Here is a 17,569-nt window from a genome sequence, read left to right on the forward strand (position 1 = left end):
TAGCACAAATACTGCAATAAGTCGTTAATCTACCACAATCGCAGTATTAGTGATTGGTAACAAGCGACCACCAGAAACAATAAATGATGCTACTTGAGATTGCATCTCTAGTGTTGTTGCACCACTTGGACCTGGATTTAAGCTAGAACCATGAGCACCTTCATTAAACAACACATAACCACTTACCGGGTCTGCAGACTGTATAGATGCTGATACTTGGTCAATGCCCATAGTATTCACATATGCAGTTTGACCTGCTAGTGGCACTGCAGTCGATACCGGAATGACTTGATCCGGCAAATTATCACCGCCATCACCCACAACCGTCATCACATGTGATGGTGTATTCGATGCTAACAACTGTACATAGTTGATTGGGTCGGTTGCATCTAATACCGTTTGTGCTGCGAATATAAACTGTGAGAATACCGCATTAACACCGGCTAACTGTTCAGCAGATAACGCTCCTAAAAAGTTAGTGACCGCAGCAACTTGTTGGGCTTCAGTATATGGCGCATCACCATAAGTCGCAGCTAAAAAGTTCTGGAAGTCAGGGCTAGATTCACTTAATAACAACGCTTTGATTAATGGAGAAAAAGCATTTGATTCTAGTAAGAAACTTGCAATACCCGCTCCTGGTGATTCTAGAGATGCAGCTTTAATGGCAAACATACCATCAAGAGCGGCTAAATCACCTCCCATTGATTGGTTCGCCACTGCCGCAAAGTTACCACCATTAATCGCGCCAAGTGATACCCCCATGATAGATACATTAGTTTTATCTAAATTCACCATGCCGGCAGAAGTAGTATCAACCACAGCATTTAAACCTAGACGTAAACCAAGTAAATCAGAAATCGCCTGACGAGAGTTATCTCGAGCAGTCGGTAGCGAACCTAAGTTCATATAATGGGTTGCAGAAACGGTCGTCGCATTCAAATCATCCACATTGTCACCGTTTAAGTCGAAACCACGACTACCATGCAATGGTTGGTCAATAGCAACGGTGGCCACACCTGCCAGTGATAACGCACCAGATATGGCAAGCATGTCTTCTTTTTGGCTTGTAATACCGTGGAACAGAATCGCCACAGGCCAACCCGCTTCTGGCTCACTAATATCATAGCCTAATGCGCCGGCAACCATTGGATCAGGAATGGTAATTTGTACATCTAATGTCTCATTACCATTGTCTCTGCCTTTAGCTTGAGGTACTGGGCTAAATTTAGTTAAGTTACGTGCTGGATCAAGTCCTAAATCGGCTAAACCTACAGCAGAACATAAAGCATGGTTTGGACCAGGAGTGGCTCCAGCTAAGGCTTCTGCAGGCGCTGATGCTAGAACAATACCGCTATCACATGCTGCGGTCATAAATTCGTTGACTGGCGCCAGAGGATTATCAGCACGAGGCGTCGCTAAATAGTAAGGTAAAGAAATTGTCGCTTGAGCACGCTTAGCCGCACAGAAAGCACCCACTTGCGGTAAAATACCGTTAGCCAGACCCATAGCGAAATCATTCAATGGACCAAACGCAGTGGCCATTTGACCTGTTGCTGTACCCAATAATCCAGCACACGTTTGTAGTGCAGAAAAATCAGCGGCTTGAATTGCAGGAATAAACGGCGCTTCAGCTTCTGACAAGCTCGCAATACCTAACTGGACAGCACCAGCAAGAGTTGCATCGCTGACCAAGTTTAATGCTTCCATCGCATTAGGGGCAGCCGCTACGTCAGTGGCTACGATTGCAGGTAATGCTTGTCCTGCAGTTGGGTCGCCTGCTGCTGCACGTTGTGCAAACTCACCAACCATTAATTGTTTAATCGTCGCTTGCGTATTTAGAGTCGATTGGGTAGTAAATGCGGCAGCATACGTAATTTCATCACGAGTGACGCCCACTTGAGCTAATGACACAATATAAGAATTAACTAAATTTTGTAAATCTAACTGAGCCTGACTACCTAATGGTTTCACTGCAGGGTCTTGTTTGACTAATTCCCATGTAGATGAACCACGTACTGAGCGGCCGGTTGAATCTTTTAAATCACCGTCCATCACTAACATATAACCTTGACTAGGCTTAAGTGGCTTCAACGGAACAAAAGCTACCGTATTGCTGTCAGATAACGATAATACATAATCAACGCCAAACGTCAGTTTATCGCCGACTTTACAGCCAGCAGATGGGATCGGAATGGCTGCACAATCAGGATCGTTTTGATTTAAACCTAACGTCGCTTCATATAAAGAAATACCGGCTGACAGTGTCGAAGCATCTAAACTGACACCAGGAGGCGTAACAACATCAATAACGAAAGGTTGATTTGTTGACCAACCATCCAAGATATTTAATGCATTTTGCGGATCACCGAAGTTAGTTGGATCTGCAACGGGGATATTCAATGTATAGTCAAAGAAACCATCATCACCCGGTAACATTAACAAATCATTTGGTATGTTAAGGTTGCCTGCACCTGGATCAAATAAAACACGAGAAAATGCAGACTGAGTTGGAGTATTTTCTTCTAGGTCACCGATGGTTTCACCGCCACCACAACCACCAAGAGCAAGTGCTGTTGCAACGCTGGTACTGATTAACAGTTTTTTCATTATATCTCCCTAAGAGTATTAATTGTTGTTATTTTTTACTGTCTGAATGATTCATTGATATCATTCAATGATTAAATAAGTGCTTAGACCAGTTATTAATATCTCAAGTCTATTGCCTTTAAAGTCAATTTGCAAAACTTTGTTAATGTTTTGTAACTACTTTTTTTAATTATTCATCAATAATCATCAAAATAGCTGATTTTTAACCTGTTTTTTCTTTATAGGTTCAAACAATCCTGAACAATTATGTGATTTTCTACTTATTAGGTACAATATGCGTTAGATATAATCACATTACTATAAGGTTGAATTTCATTGGATGTAAATCTTTTCACTTCTTCCCCTTCTGAGCTTGTGGGTAAAATTATTTTAATTACTGGTGCAGGTGATGGCATTGGTAAACAAGCTGCATTGACATTCGCGGAACACGGCGCAGAAGTTATTTTATTAGGCAAAACAGTTAAGAAACTAGAATCGGTCTATGACGAAATTATGGCTAATGGTCACAAAGAGCCAGGTATTATTCCGTTAGATATGGCTGGGGCGACTGAAAAGCATTATATTGATATGGGTGCTATGTTATTGGATCAATACGGACGTTTAGACGGTGTATTACACAATGCCAGCATTTTAGGGCACTTATGTCCGTTTAACCAAATTACTGCACAAGAGTTCAATGACGTGATGCAGGTTAATGTTACCGCTCAGTTTTTGATGACCCAAGGCATTCTGCCAGCATTACAAAAAGCAAAAGCATCCAGTATCGTATTTACAACATCGAGTGTAGGACGTGAAGGTCGTGCGTTTTGGGGAACGTATTCCATATCGAAATTTGCCACTGAAGGAATGATGCAAGTAATGGCCAGTGAATATGCGAATAGTCATATCAGAGTTAATTGCATAAACCCAGGTGCCACACGCACCACCATGAGGGGAAAAGCTTTTCCAGCAGAAGATCCTCAGTTATTAAAAACACCTAAAGATATTATGCCTGCGTATGTATATTTAATGAGTAATGCATCTGCGGACGTCAATGGTCAATCCATCGACGCCCAGCCAAAGTAAGTTACTTTTCAGACCATGTGTCGCGTAAGCCTACTGTTCGATTGAACGTTAGGTTTTGCGCTTCACTGTCACGGCAGAAATAACCAGTACGTTCGAACTGAACCCCCTCACCCACAGCCAAATTTGCTAAACTCGGCTCTACTACACCTTGTTTTATCACTAAACTATCTGGATTTAAGCTAGCTAAATAATCATCTTCAGCTGCCGGGTTTGGCACATTGAATAAACGGTCATATAACCGAATTTCAGCTGGCACACCATGTTGTGCACTGACCCAATGTATGACACCTTTCGCTTTGCGACCATCAGCAGGATCTTTTCCTAAAGTATCAGGATCATAGGTACAATATACAGTGGTCACATTCCCTTGAGCATCTTGCTCAAAACGATTCGCTTTAATGAAATATGCGTTACGTAAACGGACTTCTTTATCTATCACTAAGCGCTTGAATTTCTTATTAGCAGATTCTCTAAAATCTTCGGCTTCAATATATAACTCGCGGGTAAATGGCACTTCACGAGTGCCTTTTGATTCATCATTAGGATGATTCGGGGCGTGTAATATTTCAGTCTGATCTTCAGGGTAATTTTCTATGACGATTTTAATTGGGTCTAATACCGCCATAGCACGAGGTGCATTCACATTCAAATCGTCTCTAATACATGCTTCGAGCATACTCATTTCTACTAGATTATCCATTTTTGTGACACCTATACGGGCACAGAACTCACGAATAGAAGCAGGTGTATAACCCCGGCGACGCAAACCTGCAACAGTTGGCATGCGCGGATCATCCCAACCACTCACATGGTGATCGGTCACCAAATCAATTAACTTTCGTTTAGATAACACGGTGTATTCTAAATTTAAGCGAGAAAACTCATATTGACGTGGTTGCGAAGCAATACTTATATTATCAATTACCCAGTCATATAAACGACGATTGTCTTGAAACTCTAAGGTACATAATGAATGAGAGATATTCTCAATCGCATCAGATATACAATGGGTAAAATCATACATTGGATAAATGCACCACTGATCCCCAGTTTGATGATGATGAGCAAAACGTACGCGATAAATGACAGGATCACGCATACACATAAAGCTTGACGCCATATCAATTTTTGCCCGTAAGCAACATTCACCTTCATTGAACTCACCAGCACGCATTTTTGTAAACAGCTCAATATTTTCTGCTACTGAGGTGTCTCGATAAGGACTATTTATGCCAGGTTGGGTCAGTGTACCACGCATTTCTCTCATCGTATCTTGATCAGAAAAATCCACATATGCTAGACCCTTTTCAATTAACTCAACCGCATAATCATGTAGTTGTTCAAAATAATTAGAGGAATAGCGAACTTCACCATCCCAATTAAATCCTAACCAAGACACATCGTTCATGATTGAGTTGACATAATCTATATCTTCTTTTTCAGGATTAGTATCGTCAAAACGAAGATTACACGTGCCGTTATAATCTTGGGCAATACCAAAATTAAGACAAATCGATTTTGCATGTCCAATATGCAAGTAGCCGTTAGGCTCTGGAGGAAAACGCGTTTGAATAGTTTCATGCACACCCTGCTGCAAATCTTTATCAATGATTTGTCTGATAAAGTTACTTGGGCGGACTGCTATTTCATCGCTCATTATGTTGATTCCTTTGAAAATTATTGGATTTTGCTAAACACGCGCATTATATACCATTGTCGACGCTTTGCTCACCAATTTTATATGTGCTTTGCATAAAATTATCAATTTATGCAATACAATGTTATAAAATGCTTCTTATTAAATCTTTTTTTGTTAGAAAGGATGCTCATGAAGAGTAAAGCTACATCGTTTGATATTGCGTACCTCGCTGGTGTTTCACAATCAACGGTATCACGTGCTTTGTCGAATTCCTCTTTAGTGAATGCTGAAACACGTGAACGGGTTCAACAAATAGCCAAAGAACTTAATTATAAGGTAGATAAAAACGCAAGTAATTTGCGCAAACAACGTTCTTCAACGATTGCATTATTATTATTTGAAGATCCATCGAGTGATGACTCTCAAATTAATCCTTTTTTCATTGCTATGTTAGGCAGTATTACTAAAGCATGCTCTGCAGCGGGCTATGACTTATTAGTGTCGTTTCAAAACCTACAAGATGATTGGCATGCCGAATATGAAGATTCGCACAAAGCTGATGGCTTAATTCTTTTAGGTTACGGTGACTATCTTGATTACCAACAAAAAATCACTCAATTAGAAGAGCAGAATACGCACTTTGTACGTTGGGGAGCGCATGATCCTAATCACCCTGGTGTCTCTGTAGGTAGTAATAACTATCAAGGTGGTTTTATGATAACAGAGCACTTAATTAAACAAGGTCGTCAACGATTCGCATTTATTGGCGAGGCTGGCAATCATTATCCCGAATTCATGGCCCGTTTTAATGGCCATACTGATGCGTTATCGGCGCATCAATTGGATGAATATTTTGTTGGCCAATTTGACGCAATCTTTACCGAAGATGCTGGCTATGAAGCAGCTATGGTATTGTTTGAAGATGATGCAAAACCAGATGCCATTGTGTGCGCAAGTGATTTAATTGCTACGGGTGTATTAAGAGCAATGAATGACAATGGATTACATTGCCCTAACGATATAGCGGTAGTAGGTTACGATAATATCCCCGTCAGTGCCTACACCACGCCAGCACTAACAACTGTTCAACAAAATACAAAACTAGCTGGAGAATTACTTGTCTCCAACTTGATTAAATTAATTAATGGGCAAAGCGTGACTGACCAGCTCATGTCAGGAGAGCTGGTCATTAGAAAAAGTAGTTAGCTACTTGTACAACATTGCATGGGTTGCCGCTTTCAATAATTCAGGTTCAGTGACAGCATCGTTTAATACCCATACTTGAACACCATTAGGTTCAACAGTTGTTCTTAACTCATTAGTTAGTTCACTTTTTGTACCGGATAGCTGTTCTTCCCAATGCCCGGCTTGAAGCATATCTGATACGACAAATGGCTGAGCAATATTACTTTTATTAAGTAAAACTAGGACGATTTGTTGGATATCTTCGGTTTGAATGACACGATAGAAACTCGCTTTATCGCCTTTTAATTGATGATTAATTTGTAAGCCCTGTTGTAATGCTGGTAATGCTTGGCGTACTTTACCAATTTCAATCAATCCCTCACGAATTGGATGTGAGACATGTTCATCAAGCATTGCTTGACCAATGAAATTACGATTGCCAGAATGTTCTGCTTTACCGCGCATAAAGCCGAATTCAGATCCCTGGTAAACCACAGGGATCCCACGTGAAGTGAATAACCAGTTATGAGCATTGATAAACCCATCATCAGTCGCATTCATTCTTGGCATATCATGATTGTCATAGAAAGTAGTGAGATCGTATACATTGTGATATGGCCCATGAGTCAAATGCAAATAATCAGCTAACTCTTCATAGCCTTTATCTGGGTTTGTAAAAACTTGGGTAATTGCTTTTTGTCCGGGAAAATCTAGTACACTAATTTGACCATTTTTGGGTAGTGTATGTTGAGCAATAAAATTAGCGTTATAATCGTAACTTTCTGCAAACATGAAAAAATCCGGATGTTGGGCGCGGATCCGATCAGCCATCAGTTTCCAAAATCGATGAGGGACATGTTTAATGGTATCTATTCTAAATGCACTTGCACCTTGTTCAATCCAATATAAATAACTATCGATCAGATAATCCTGTACCGCTAGATTAGTATCATCTAAATTCGATAACTGCAAGATATCCGGGTATTGATGAAAGAAATCATGTAATGGGTTATTCGGATCGAGTTCTTCAGTAGCCAGATTTTGATGATCTGCTACTAGCTTACCCTCTTTATCATATAACTCTCCAAAACCAGGCTGATCAATAGGCATAGTAAATGAAGGTGAGCCATGATTCGCCACAATGTCTAAAACAGCTTTAACATTCTTTTTCGCCATCGCTTGAGTTAAATCACGATAAGACAAACCAGCGGAAATAAGATGTTCATCTTCTTTAAAAAAGTTGGTGGCCCAATATCCATGATAGCCTGTCTTTCCGCCGTCTTTAAAAGCCCCGCCGAATTCAATATTTTCACCACCGCTGAATGCTTGATCCGGATTGTCTACTACTGGTGTTAACCAGATCGCACTAAAACCCATGTCAGTAATATAATCAAGGTTGTTTAATACGCCTTGAAAATCCCCTCCCATGTAGCCGACATTTGCTGTTTGGCCGTCGGGTCCGCTAAGTTCAAGATTAAACGTCGGATAATCACCGCCTTGTTCAGGGAAGTTATTAAGAGGATCACCGTCAACAAAGCGATCTGTTAGCACAAAATATAAGGCTTCTTTAGCAAACGCTTCTTTAGTACCGTACAACTCTATCAAAGGGGCTGATACTGAATTATTAGGCATGCTTTCTTGAGCTTGCTGTGATGTTGCACTGCAGCCTAAAAGTGTTATTGCCGTCATGGCAGATAAGGCGATACGAATACCGTGGGAGAGTGAACTGTGCTGCATAAAATTTCCTTAATTATTAATAATCCTAATATACCTAACATTGTTTCTTTAAAACAAATTTTTACATACGTATTCACATACAAAAAAGCATTTATGATAATTAAAGATATGGGTGAAACTCACTCAACTCCATGAAAAATCTCAATGGTTTGAAACATTTATTTAAGATAATGTAAATTAGTTCTTAAAGGGCTTAATTAGCGAGTGGGAGTATCACGGTAAAGGTAGTGCCTTCACCAAGAGTGGATTCTACTTTAATGTCACCTTTATGCGATTGCATAATAGAATAGGAAATAGAGAGCCCTAACCCCGTCCCTTGACCAACTGACTTTGTCGTATAAAAAGGATTGAATAACTGAGTTAGAGTATCACTTGACATACCGCAACCGTTATCTTTGACCTTTATGTGACATTCATCATTAATTTTTAGATACGTAATACTAACAACGCCGCCATCCGGCATAGCATGAGCAGCGTTGACAAATAGATTAACAAACACCTGTTGTATTTGACCGAATTTCCCAAATACTAATAAATCGTCTTTATTGACATTATGCTCTACGTGATGTTTGTATTTAAGCTCGTTTTGTACCACATGCAATGCTGTTGATACAGTATCTACAATTGAAAACGATTTAAAATCATTTTCACCTTGATGAGAAAACGTTTTTAAACCTGTGACTATCTCTGAAATTCTATCTACCCCTTCAATATTAGATGTGAGAATATCACTCGTATCATCAAGGATGTATTCAATATCATATTGGGTTAAACATCTAAGAAATTCGGCGCTTTTTTCTTTGCTTAACTCATTAATAAAGGTATTTATCGTCATCATATTATTCGATAACATTTCTAAATTTGAACGTATATAGCCTATTGGGTTATTAATTTCGTGGGCTATACCAGCAGCAAGTTGTCCAAGAGACGCCATTTTTTCAGATTGCACTAATTGATTTTTAGCTTGCGTCAGTTGTTCTTGTATCACATCCAGATTATCTTTAGTTTCTGTAATTAATGTGCCATTTTTTCTTGCTATCAAAAATGTTTTAACCTGTCGTTGTATGATCGTTAAAGCGTCAAAGGTTTCTGTAGAAGCCGGTGCATGTTTTAATAGAAAGGCAGATAGTAAAATCGTATCGTGATCAATTTGTTTACTGACATAAAGCATCTGTAATGGATAAGGGTAAATGCTTTTATGATTAATTTCGACCATATTCCATTGTGCTGTTGCGGGTTGTAAAGCTAACATTTCATTCACTTTTTTGATAAAAGAAATATTACTGCCCCATTGCTTATTACTATCACAAATTCTCGTAGACAAATTAAACTTTGGTTTTGAAGTATACTGTACTTCGCTAAGCCCCCACACAGCATTCAAAAAGGAACAAGTCAGTTCAGTCACATTATTTAGTAAACTCGTATTATTGACACCAAAAGACAAACTGCCACTTGTCGAGAGTAAAAACTGTAATTCATCACGTTTTTGTTCACTTTCAAGTAATGCATTTTTTAATGATTGATTGGCAACATAAATCTCTCGTGATTTTTGTGCGAGCAACTGTTCTGCCATCTCACGAGATTTTTTCTCACGCGCAAGTCTGCGCTCAAGTAACGCAATTTGATCATTCAGATTAGATAATGATGTGTTATTCAAATGAAAGTTCCAATATCAACATAAATGCACCAATTAATATCGGCAGATATAAAATAAATTTAAGTCAATTGTACAAATACCTTAACAGCTTCTCATATTTTATAAAACTAATGCACGAATTAACGTTGTTCCAAGGTATCACGTTATGAGTGATTCATTTTAGATTTATAATGACCAGTCAATTACGACACGTTTGATTCTTACTATTTAGAGATATTCATACTATGAATATCTCTATAAATACTATAATATGAAAGTGCTTTCATGTTTTAAAAAGGATTTTCGATGTCAAATAATAGACGCTATATCAGTAACTTAACTCGTGATACCTATGCATTGGTATTAGCTGGTGGTAGAGGTTCCCGATTACACGAACTGACTCAATGGCGCGCCAAGCCTGCTGTTTACTTCGGTGGTAAGTTTAGAATAATCGACTTCCCATTATCAAATTGTATTAACTCAGGCATCCGTCGTATTGGTATTCTGTCTCAGTACAAATCACATTCTTTAATTCGTCATGTGGTGCGAGGATGGGGTCACTTTAAAAAAGAATTAGGCGAATCAATTGAAATTTTGCCTGCATCTCAACGTTTCTCAGATGATTGGTATCAAGGTACTGCCGATGCAGTTTATCAGAATATTGATATTATCAGAGACGAGTTACCTAAATATGTAATGATTTTATCTGGCGATCATATTTACCGCATGGATTATGGCAATATGCTTGCTAAGCATGTCGAGTCTGGAGCAAAAATGACGGTGTCGTGCATGCGTGTTCCTTGTAAAGAAGCGGCTGGCGCGTTTGGTGTGATGGCAGTCGACGAAAATAATAGTGTAACGAATTTTACCGAAAAACCAGAAGTACCAGCGGCACTGGCTGATGATCCTGATAATTGCCTCGCATCGATGGGTAACTATATTTTTGATACTGAATTCTTATTTGAACAACTTGAGAAGGATTATCAAACCAAAAATTCAGAACGCGATTTTGGCAAAGATATTATTCCTACGATTATTAAAGAACACAAAGTCAACGCATTTGAATTTGGCTTAGGTGAAAAGAATAATTATTGGCGCGATGTGGGTACTATAGATAGCTTCTGGGAAGCAAATATGGAATTAGTGGAACCAGTTCCAGCATTAAACCTGTATGATGAAGAGTGGCCTATTTGGACTTATCAAGAACAATTACCACCGGCTAAATTTGTCTGGGATAAAGAGAATCGTCGCGGTGAAGCGATAAACTCAGTCGTCTCCGGCGGATGTATCATTTCTGGCTCATCACTTAAAAAGAGTTTATGTTTCTCTAATGTGCGGATCCATTCTTATTCCTTCATTGAAGAATCCGTACTCTTACCGAACGTCGAAATTGGTCGACACTGTACAATAAAAAAAGCAGTACTTGATCGAGGTTGTGTTGTACCTGAAGGTATGGAAATCGGAGTCAATCATGATGATGATAGACAACGTGGATTCCGAGTGTCTAGCGCAGGGGTAGTCTTAGTAACCCCAGATATGTTAGAAGCGTTAAAATAATAACGATTCAGATTATATTAAATCAGTGATAAAACGGTGCATTGAATGCACCGTTTTTTTTGGTTTTTCTAAAACGAATAAGTGTCCTCCATCAACATACTCATGTAGCATTGATGGATTACCCTTCAAGAAAGGTTTAACAAACATAGGCATAGTAACGGTTGTATTACGTCCAGTTAATAACAAACTAGGCACTTCACAGCGATTATAGAAGTGATGAATGTTTGTAGGCATATATCGAAAAATATCCACTTCTACATTGACATCATAAGTTAATGTTTTTTTTCCTGACTTGATCACGCTAACACTCTTAACGTAATCGTCAATACACTGTGGATGGAAATCTTTAAATAACGCTTTTTGTGCAAAATAAGTACGCATATCATCATGTAAATCCCACCATTGCCTACGCTGTAATGTACGCTTAGCGGGCGTAATATAATCAATCAACCCTAATCGTTTTAACAGGGCAATGAAACGACCACCTAGCCCAGTCATTATTGGCGGATCACATAAAACAACACCTTTAAATAACTGCGGTGCTTTACATGCAGCCATATATGTCACTACCGCACCAAAGCTATGTCCTATTCCTATCACAGGCTCATTAGCATGCGCTTGAATGTGTTCTATTACTTCTGTCACTTGATTAGACCAATGATCGACTAATGGATACATAGGATCATGTGCATATTGATGCTTAGCAATAATATTCAAGGAATGTGGCGTAAACTGTTCCTGTAATTGCTCAAAGAATACATTATATGTCGGTGCTGGGAAGCCGTTAGCATGTACAAAATTGATCGTTGTCATGGACTGATCACCATTAATTACAATGACGTTATAATGCCATAAGGTATCGGTAATGTTGAATAACTCATTGTTATCAATACTTATCAGTTTGGGTTGTTTGCAAGTCTTATAGTCACGGTTAATAATAACCACATCCGACCAGCGATATTTTTGAGATTTTATGACATTTGATGATGTATTAGACCAAACCCAATCTTTTTTATCTGGCATGCAATCTACCATTACCATTGGTGAGAATTGGTCGCAAGGTCGCACTGTATATGGTGGCATTTCCAGTGCGGTATTATTTGAATGTTTAGCCCACCAAATCACTGACCAAAGGCCGATTAAAACATTAAATGTTAATTTTGTCGGGCCTTTACTGTGCAATGAACCATTTACGGTTAAAGTCGAAACGCTGCGAGTCGGTAAAAATGTCTCTCAATATATCGCATATGCCATTCAACATGATAAAAATTGTGTGGTAATGCAGGCTTGTTTTGCTCGTAATAGACAATCCAAAGCGAGAGTGGAAAATTGTGAAAAGCATGATTTTGAACTTCCAAAAAAAGCAACTTTTATCCCACCTATACCCAAAGTAACACCAAAATTTTTACGTCAATTTGATTTAGCTATTCAATCAGGTGGGATCCCATTTACGGGTCAAAAAAGCGCCCATTATAAAGGCTGGTTTCGGTTCAAGCAGCCTACTAAGGCGTTCACATTTACTCATTTAGTGGGTTTATTAGATGCTTATCCACCGACACTTATCCAAATGTTAAAATGGCCAACCCCTGCTAGTACCATTAACTGGAATGTTGAATTTTTAGAAAGTGATACGCCTTATGATAGTCAAGATTGGTTTGCTTATCATGATGATACAAGACATGCCCATCATGGTTATGGCATTACCGAGGCTAATATATGGGATAAACATGGAAAACTTATTGCGATTAGTCGTCAGCGTGTGGGTGTATTTGATTAAATTATCAATGACCCACTTCTTACCAGCTCATCGCAACATCGCATAAACACAATCTCGATTATTCACCCAGTAACATCTGTGCGCTGACAGCATATCTTTGTGGCGATTGTTCTAAAGCCTTTATATGCGTAAGTACTTTATCGTTCATTGGTGTCGGTATGTTAAACTTCCTAGCTGCGTTTATCGTCGCGCCATTAATATAATCAATTTCAGTGTTTCGATGGAGCTCTAAATCCCACCACATTGAGAGCTTAGCAGCTGGATCAATATCTACCATAGATTTAGCAATGCTAGGAAATAACCAGTCTGGTAGACTTAAGACCCTTGGGATCATTTTTGCTGACACTTTCGTAATTTTAGGTAATTTAATACCCAATGCTTCACAAACCTGAAGATGCTCACGCATCATTTGTGCTATTACTCGTCGATAGCCTTTATTCAGTAGCGTATTCTTTAATGACATATTAGACAACGCATTGACACTATTAGTTAGATTGACTTGGCATTTCGCCCATAACAAGGCATCCATATCATCACACCAATCCAATGGGAAGGTATCGTAGAATTGCTGCTTAAAGCCATTGATAAGTTCACTAAAATAATCATGTTCGGACTTTTCAACCATATTTTCTAACATGACGGTTCCAGAAGAGCCTCGATGAAAATGTCCGACACCTAATTTCACCACATTAAATGGAAACATTGCTCTATATACTTGATGTTTAGGAAAAGCATCTCGCACTATCGCATCACTGCCAATACCATTTTGGCAACAGATAATCACCGTTCTATCATGTAGTAATGGACCTATTTCGTTAACAACCGACGCTATCGCAGTGCATTTTACCGTTAACCATAGTACATCCACTGTGAGAGATTGTTCTGTGGATACACTATGTGTCACAGCTTCGTAAAATGTGACATTACAGGTATTGAGCGTTTTTGTGTGAGTAGCAAAATCAGATATTGACATTTCAGTGCCAAAATCATCACGTGCATACCCTCGCCCAATGACAGTAATTGACGAGTTACTATCGATATTGTGTAAAACCGGGGCTAGATGCGCAGTTAAATAACCACCAATCAAACCTGCCCCGATAATGCCATGCCGATGCATTTGGTCAGTTGTATTTGATGCTAGTCTCGTTTTGTGTAAATTCATTTCCTATCCATTAGAGTGAAGCGTAACTTAAATAATCAGGATTTTGTTGTGCTAAATAACATTAATACGATTGAACGCGTAAGCATAGTGAAACACATACCATTCATGTAATATACATCTCCAAGAAATAGCAAAACAATCATCTATTTTAATAGCAACTAATAAATAACATCACAGAGAACATGCGTTGAGTCAAATAGCCCCCCGTTTACTTGTTATTGGTACCGTTTGGCCTGAACCCAAAAGTTCAGCAGCGGGTACTCATTTATTATCATTAATTAACGTTTTCCAGCGTAATGGTTATGAGTGTCATTTCGCTTGCCCTGCAAATCATTATGAAGCACAACACACGATTGATTTATCGGCTTTGAATATCACCGCTGTGAATATTGAACTCAATGATAGTCGTTTTGATGAAATGGTCGGTGAATTAGCACCTGATGTAGTCTTGTTTGACCGCTTTATGATGGAAGAACAATTTTCTTGGCGCGTTAGAGCTGCCTGTCCTAATGCGTTGTGCATACTGGATACTGAAGATATCCATTCTCTACGCGAGTTGCGACGTCGATTGCACAATCAGTATCCTAATATCGATTTATCTATCGAGGCATTAGCACAATATCATGAAGGCGATAGTGCATACCCTCAACTCCAAGGCTGCTTACACAACGAATTAGCAATACGCGAAATCACCAGTATCATGCGTATGGACCTGAGTTTAATTATTTCAAAACAAGAATATCAATTTATCACGAAGCACTATCCACTCAGTGCAGACACTTTGTTTTATTGTCCATTTTTAACACCTGGTATTACAAATAAACAACAAGCCCAATGGCTCTCATTTGAGCAACGGCAACATTTTGTCTTTATCGGCAACTATCGACATGCACCAAATTGGGATGCCGTACAATATTTAGCTAAAACGGTTTGGCCTCAAATTAAAGCTCAACTACCAGAAGCTCAATGTTATGTGTATGGGGCATATACACCAGCAAAAGCACAACAATTTAATCAACCTAAATCTGGGTTCCATATCGCCGGTTGGGCCCGTGACGCACAAACAGTATTAGAGAATGCTCGAATTAATTTGGCGCCATTACGTTTTGGTGCTGGCTTAAAAGGCAAGGTTTTTGATGCAGCACAAGTCGGCACACCGAGTATGATGACGACCATTGCGAGTGAAGGGATTTATACGGATGAAGTACTTTGTATTGCTGATGATGCTCAAGAGTTTGCCAATAAAGCAGTACAGTTATACCAAGACCGGGAGCTATGGACAAGCACACAACAGAGCAATGCCGCACATCTTAATGCTCAGTTTAATGCTAACCATTACACAGCAATATTAATTGAGCGAATTCACAGTCTACGGGATAATTTATCACAACACCGAGCGGCTAATTTCTGGCAAGCGATGATTAATCAGCAACAATTAAAAGCAACTCAATATATGTCGCAATGGATTGAAGCTAAGCAGACAATTTCGCAATTACGCGATCCAGCCCATTCACTCGAGATTGACTCAAATGATGAGTGATACCGAGTGCTGTTAAATAGCCAGAAAAATCAAATATACGACGTTCTTTAGCGGTTAAGCTATTTGCTTTTTCGAGTAAAATAGCTAACAAACCACGAATAATTTTACTATTGGCAAAGGCTTCAAATGCATTGTTGTGTGGCGTATACATTAACCACACATCAACTTCACAGCCTGCCACATGATACGCATCAATGTGCTTTGAAGCGTCTAATACCGGTAATGCTTTGCTACTAAGCATAATCTGTCGAAAGATATTTTCATAACCTTGTAGTCCATTAAATTGAGACGCTAACGACAAAGAATCATTAATTAATATGTCATGACTACCAATCAGTTGATCGATGGCACTTTTTAAGACATCGATAAACATATCTATATCCGCTACACAATTATATGCCGATATAGAGACTCTTAGTGTGCCATCTACTTCTAGGTGTTGCATAAGTGGCATTGCACAGTGATGACCCACTCTCAATGCAATATTAGCTTCATCTAACCATCTCAATACATCGTAGTGGCTTAACGAATCACCATTATGCACAAAGACCATACTGCACAGACTGATTTTATGAAGATTACCTTGTCCTAGTAAACGGACCTGCTTGATCTGACTTAATTGTGTTAATAAGTACGTAAATAAGTTTTCTTCAGTACGTTGTATATACGCTAAATGTTTGTCAACAAAGTTGATTGCTGCCCCCAATCCAAGCACCCCATGAATATTAGGTGTGCCAGCTTCAAATTTATGTGGATAAGACTGAAATCGCGAGGAGGTAAAACTCACGTGTTCAATCATTTCACCGCCCACTTGGTAAGGAGGTAATGCGTCGAGGAGAACATCGGTACCATAACCAAAGCCGACACCGGTAGGACCAAACATTTTATGACTACTGCCCACATAGGCATCGCACCCAAGGGCCTGCACATCAACGTTTAAATGTGCTAAAGCTTGCGTACCATCAACAATGCATAACGCATTATATTGATGGGCTTTGGCACTGATATTTTCAATCGGATGAATACATCCTAAGGCATTGGAAACATGCGCAATGGCAATGATTGCCGTATCATCAGAGATAGCATTATATAATTCATCATATTGATAATCCCCATTTTTATCAGGCGATACAGGGGTTACGCGTAACATCTTAATGTGTTCATTTTGAGAATAAGCACTACGAATTTGGTTAACTCGCTGAATGAGTTGTTGCCAAGGTAAAATATTGGCATGGTGTTCTGAAGTTAAAATAATAATTTCATTTCCTTGCCACAAGGGGTGATTAGCTAAACATAATTCCCCTAACCCATAGGCGATCAAATTAAGCGCTTCTGTTGCCCCTTTGGCCCAAAATATATTTTGACTATCGGGTGCATTGATAAAATGCGCTAGACGCGAACGTATTGCTTCATATTGCCGAGTGACATCCGCGGCAAGTTGATAAGATGAACGATGCACATTAGCATTACTCTGTGCCTGAGCTTGCGCGATTGTGTCAATGACACATTGAGGCTTATGGGTCGTTGCGGCACTATCTAAATAGATACATTCAGGGTATGACTTGAAAAAAGGAAACTCTTGGCGGAACTCTTGCATAATTGCGCTTAAATCCATGACAGTTTATTGCTACACTGCATCATAACGTACATTTAAAATTATATCC

General features: G+C 39.2%; 12 protein-coding genes. 5 read left to right on the forward strand and 7 right to left on the reverse strand.

The window, feature by feature from the left end:
• Window positions 1–24 precede the first annotated feature (24 nt).
• Entirely contained in the window at window positions 25–2,607 is a 2,583-nt protein-coding gene (locus G2999_RS00830; RefSeq protein WP_010177762.1) for a VolA/Pla-1 family phospholipase, read from the reverse strand.
• A 315-nt stretch (window positions 2,608–2,922) separates the two neighbouring features.
• On the opposite strand from G2999_RS00830, the gene G2999_RS00835 reads away from it, so the two are divergent.
• Window positions 2,923–3,672, forward strand: a complete 750-nt coding sequence (locus tag G2999_RS00835) for a YciK family oxidoreductase (RefSeq protein WP_010177764.1) — start codon at window positions 2,923–2,925, stop codon at window positions 3,670–3,672.
• A 1-nt stretch (window position 3,673) separates the two neighbouring features.
• Here the strand turns inward: G2999_RS00835 and glnS are convergent, their stop codons facing one another.
• The gene (gene glnS / locus G2999_RS00840) at window positions 3,674–5,329 is read right to left on the reverse strand and encodes a glutamine--tRNA ligase (protein WP_010177766.1); all 1,656 of its coding nucleotides are present in this window, start codon (window positions 5,327–5,329) and stop codon (window positions 3,674–3,676) included.
• Window positions 5,330–5,500: 171 nt separating this feature from the next.
• On the opposite strand from glnS, the gene G2999_RS00845 reads away from it, so the two are divergent.
• A complete protein-coding gene (locus G2999_RS00845) occupies window positions 5,501–6,517 on the forward strand; it encodes a LacI family DNA-binding transcriptional regulator (protein ID WP_010177768.1) in 1,017 nt (338 codons plus the stop codon).
• Here G2999_RS00845 and G2999_RS00850 read toward each other — a convergent pair whose 3' ends face one another.
• Both G2999_RS00850 and G2999_RS12520 read right to left on the reverse strand, forming a co-directional pair.
• Window positions 6,518–8,233 (reverse strand): alpha-amylase family glycosyl hydrolase, encoded by a 1,716-nt coding sequence (locus tag G2999_RS00850; protein ID WP_010177770.1) that lies wholly within the window; start codon window positions 8,231–8,233, stop codon window positions 6,518–6,520. It abuts the gene before it with no gap.
• Window positions 8,234–8,426: 193 nt separating this feature from the next.
• Window positions 8,427–9,890 carry a sensor histidine kinase gene (locus tag G2999_RS12520; protein WP_010177772.1) on the reverse strand — a complete coding sequence of 488 codons (1,464 nt, stop codon included), beginning with the start codon at window positions 9,888–9,890 and terminating at the stop codon, window positions 8,427–8,429.
• A gap of 285 nt (window positions 9,891–10,175) precedes the next feature.
• On the opposite strand from G2999_RS12520, the gene glgC reads away from it, so the two are divergent.
• Complete coding sequence (gene glgC / locus G2999_RS00860; protein ID WP_010177775.1) at window positions 10,176–11,426, forward strand: glucose-1-phosphate adenylyltransferase; 1,251 nt, start codon at window positions 10,176–10,178, stop codon at window positions 11,424–11,426.
• A gap of 12 nt (window positions 11,427–11,438) precedes the next feature.
• On the opposite strand, the gene G2999_RS00865 is transcribed toward glgC, so the two are convergent.
• Window positions 11,439–12,449: an alpha/beta fold hydrolase gene (locus tag G2999_RS00865; protein WP_010177777.1), complete on the reverse strand. Its 1,011-nt coding sequence runs from the start codon at window positions 12,447–12,449 to the stop codon at window positions 11,439–11,441.
• On the opposite strand from G2999_RS00865, the gene G2999_RS00870 reads away from it, so the two are divergent.
• On the forward strand, window positions 12,400–13,203 hold the full coding sequence (locus tag G2999_RS00870) for an acyl-CoA thioesterase II (RefSeq protein ID WP_029257303.1): 804 nt from the start codon (window positions 12,400–12,402) through the stop codon (window positions 13,201–13,203). The genes G2999_RS00865 and G2999_RS00870 overlap by 50 nt on opposite strands.
• A gap of 58 nt (window positions 13,204–13,261) precedes the next feature.
• Here G2999_RS00870 and G2999_RS11510 read toward each other — a convergent pair whose 3' ends face one another.
• Complete coding sequence (locus G2999_RS11510) at window positions 13,262–14,365, reverse strand: 2-dehydropantoate 2-reductase (RefSeq protein ID WP_010177782.1); 1,104 nt, start codon at window positions 14,363–14,365, stop codon at window positions 13,262–13,264.
• A 187-nt stretch (window positions 14,366–14,552) separates the two neighbouring features.
• Between G2999_RS11510 and G2999_RS00880 the strand changes: the two genes are divergently transcribed.
• Window positions 14,553–15,905 carry a glycosyltransferase family 4 protein gene (locus G2999_RS00880; RefSeq protein ID WP_029257304.1) on the forward strand — a complete coding sequence of 451 codons (1,353 nt, stop codon included), beginning with the start codon at window positions 14,553–14,555 and terminating at the stop codon, window positions 15,903–15,905.
• Here G2999_RS00880 and G2999_RS00885 read toward each other — a convergent pair.
• Window positions 15,838–17,520 (reverse strand): aminotransferase class V-fold PLP-dependent enzyme, encoded by a 1,683-nt coding sequence (locus G2999_RS00885; RefSeq protein ID WP_010177785.1) that lies wholly within the window; start codon window positions 17,518–17,520, stop codon window positions 15,838–15,840. The genes G2999_RS00880 and G2999_RS00885 overlap by 68 nt on opposite strands.
• Window positions 17,521–17,569 lie beyond the last annotated feature (49 nt).

Source organism: Glaciecola sp. HTCC2999 (genome assembly GCF_000155775.1).
Taxonomy (GTDB): Bacteria; Pseudomonadota; Gammaproteobacteria; order Enterobacterales; family Alteromonadaceae; genus Opacimonas.

What these genes read in the sequence shown, in the direction of transcription:
- G2999_RS00830 (WP_010177762.1), bottom strand. Translation starts at nt 2,607, where the DNA reads ATGAAAAAACTGTTAATCAGTACCAGCGTTGCAACAGCACTTGCTCTT.
- G2999_RS00885 (WP_010177785.1), bottom strand. Translation starts at nt 17,520, where the DNA reads ATGGATTTAAGCGCAATTATGCAAGAGTTCCGCCAAGAGTTTCCTTTT.
- G2999_RS00850 (WP_010177770.1), bottom strand. Translation starts at nt 8,233, where the DNA reads ATGCAGCACAGTTCACTCTCCCACGGTATTCGTATCGCCTTATCTGCC.
- G2999_RS00865 (WP_010177777.1), bottom strand. Translation starts at nt 12,449, where the DNA reads ATGCCAGATAAAAAAGATTGGGTTTGGTCTAATACATCATCAAATGTC.
- G2999_RS11510 (WP_010177782.1), bottom strand. Translation starts at nt 14,365, where the DNA reads ATGAATTTACACAAAACGAGACTAGCATCAAATACAACTGACCAAATG.
- G2999_RS00870 (WP_029257303.1), top strand. Translation starts at nt 12,400, where the DNA reads ATGACATTTGATGATGTATTAGACCAAACCCAATCTTTTTTATCTGGC.
- glnS (WP_010177766.1), bottom strand. Translation starts at nt 5,329, where the DNA reads ATGAGCGATGAAATAGCAGTCCGCCCAAGTAACTTTATCAGACAAATC.
- G2999_RS00845 (WP_010177768.1), top strand. Translation starts at nt 5,501, where the DNA reads ATGAAGAGTAAAGCTACATCGTTTGATATTGCGTACCTCGCTGGTGTT.
- glgC (WP_010177775.1), top strand. Translation starts at nt 10,176, where the DNA reads ATGTCAAATAATAGACGCTATATCAGTAACTTAACTCGTGATACCTAT.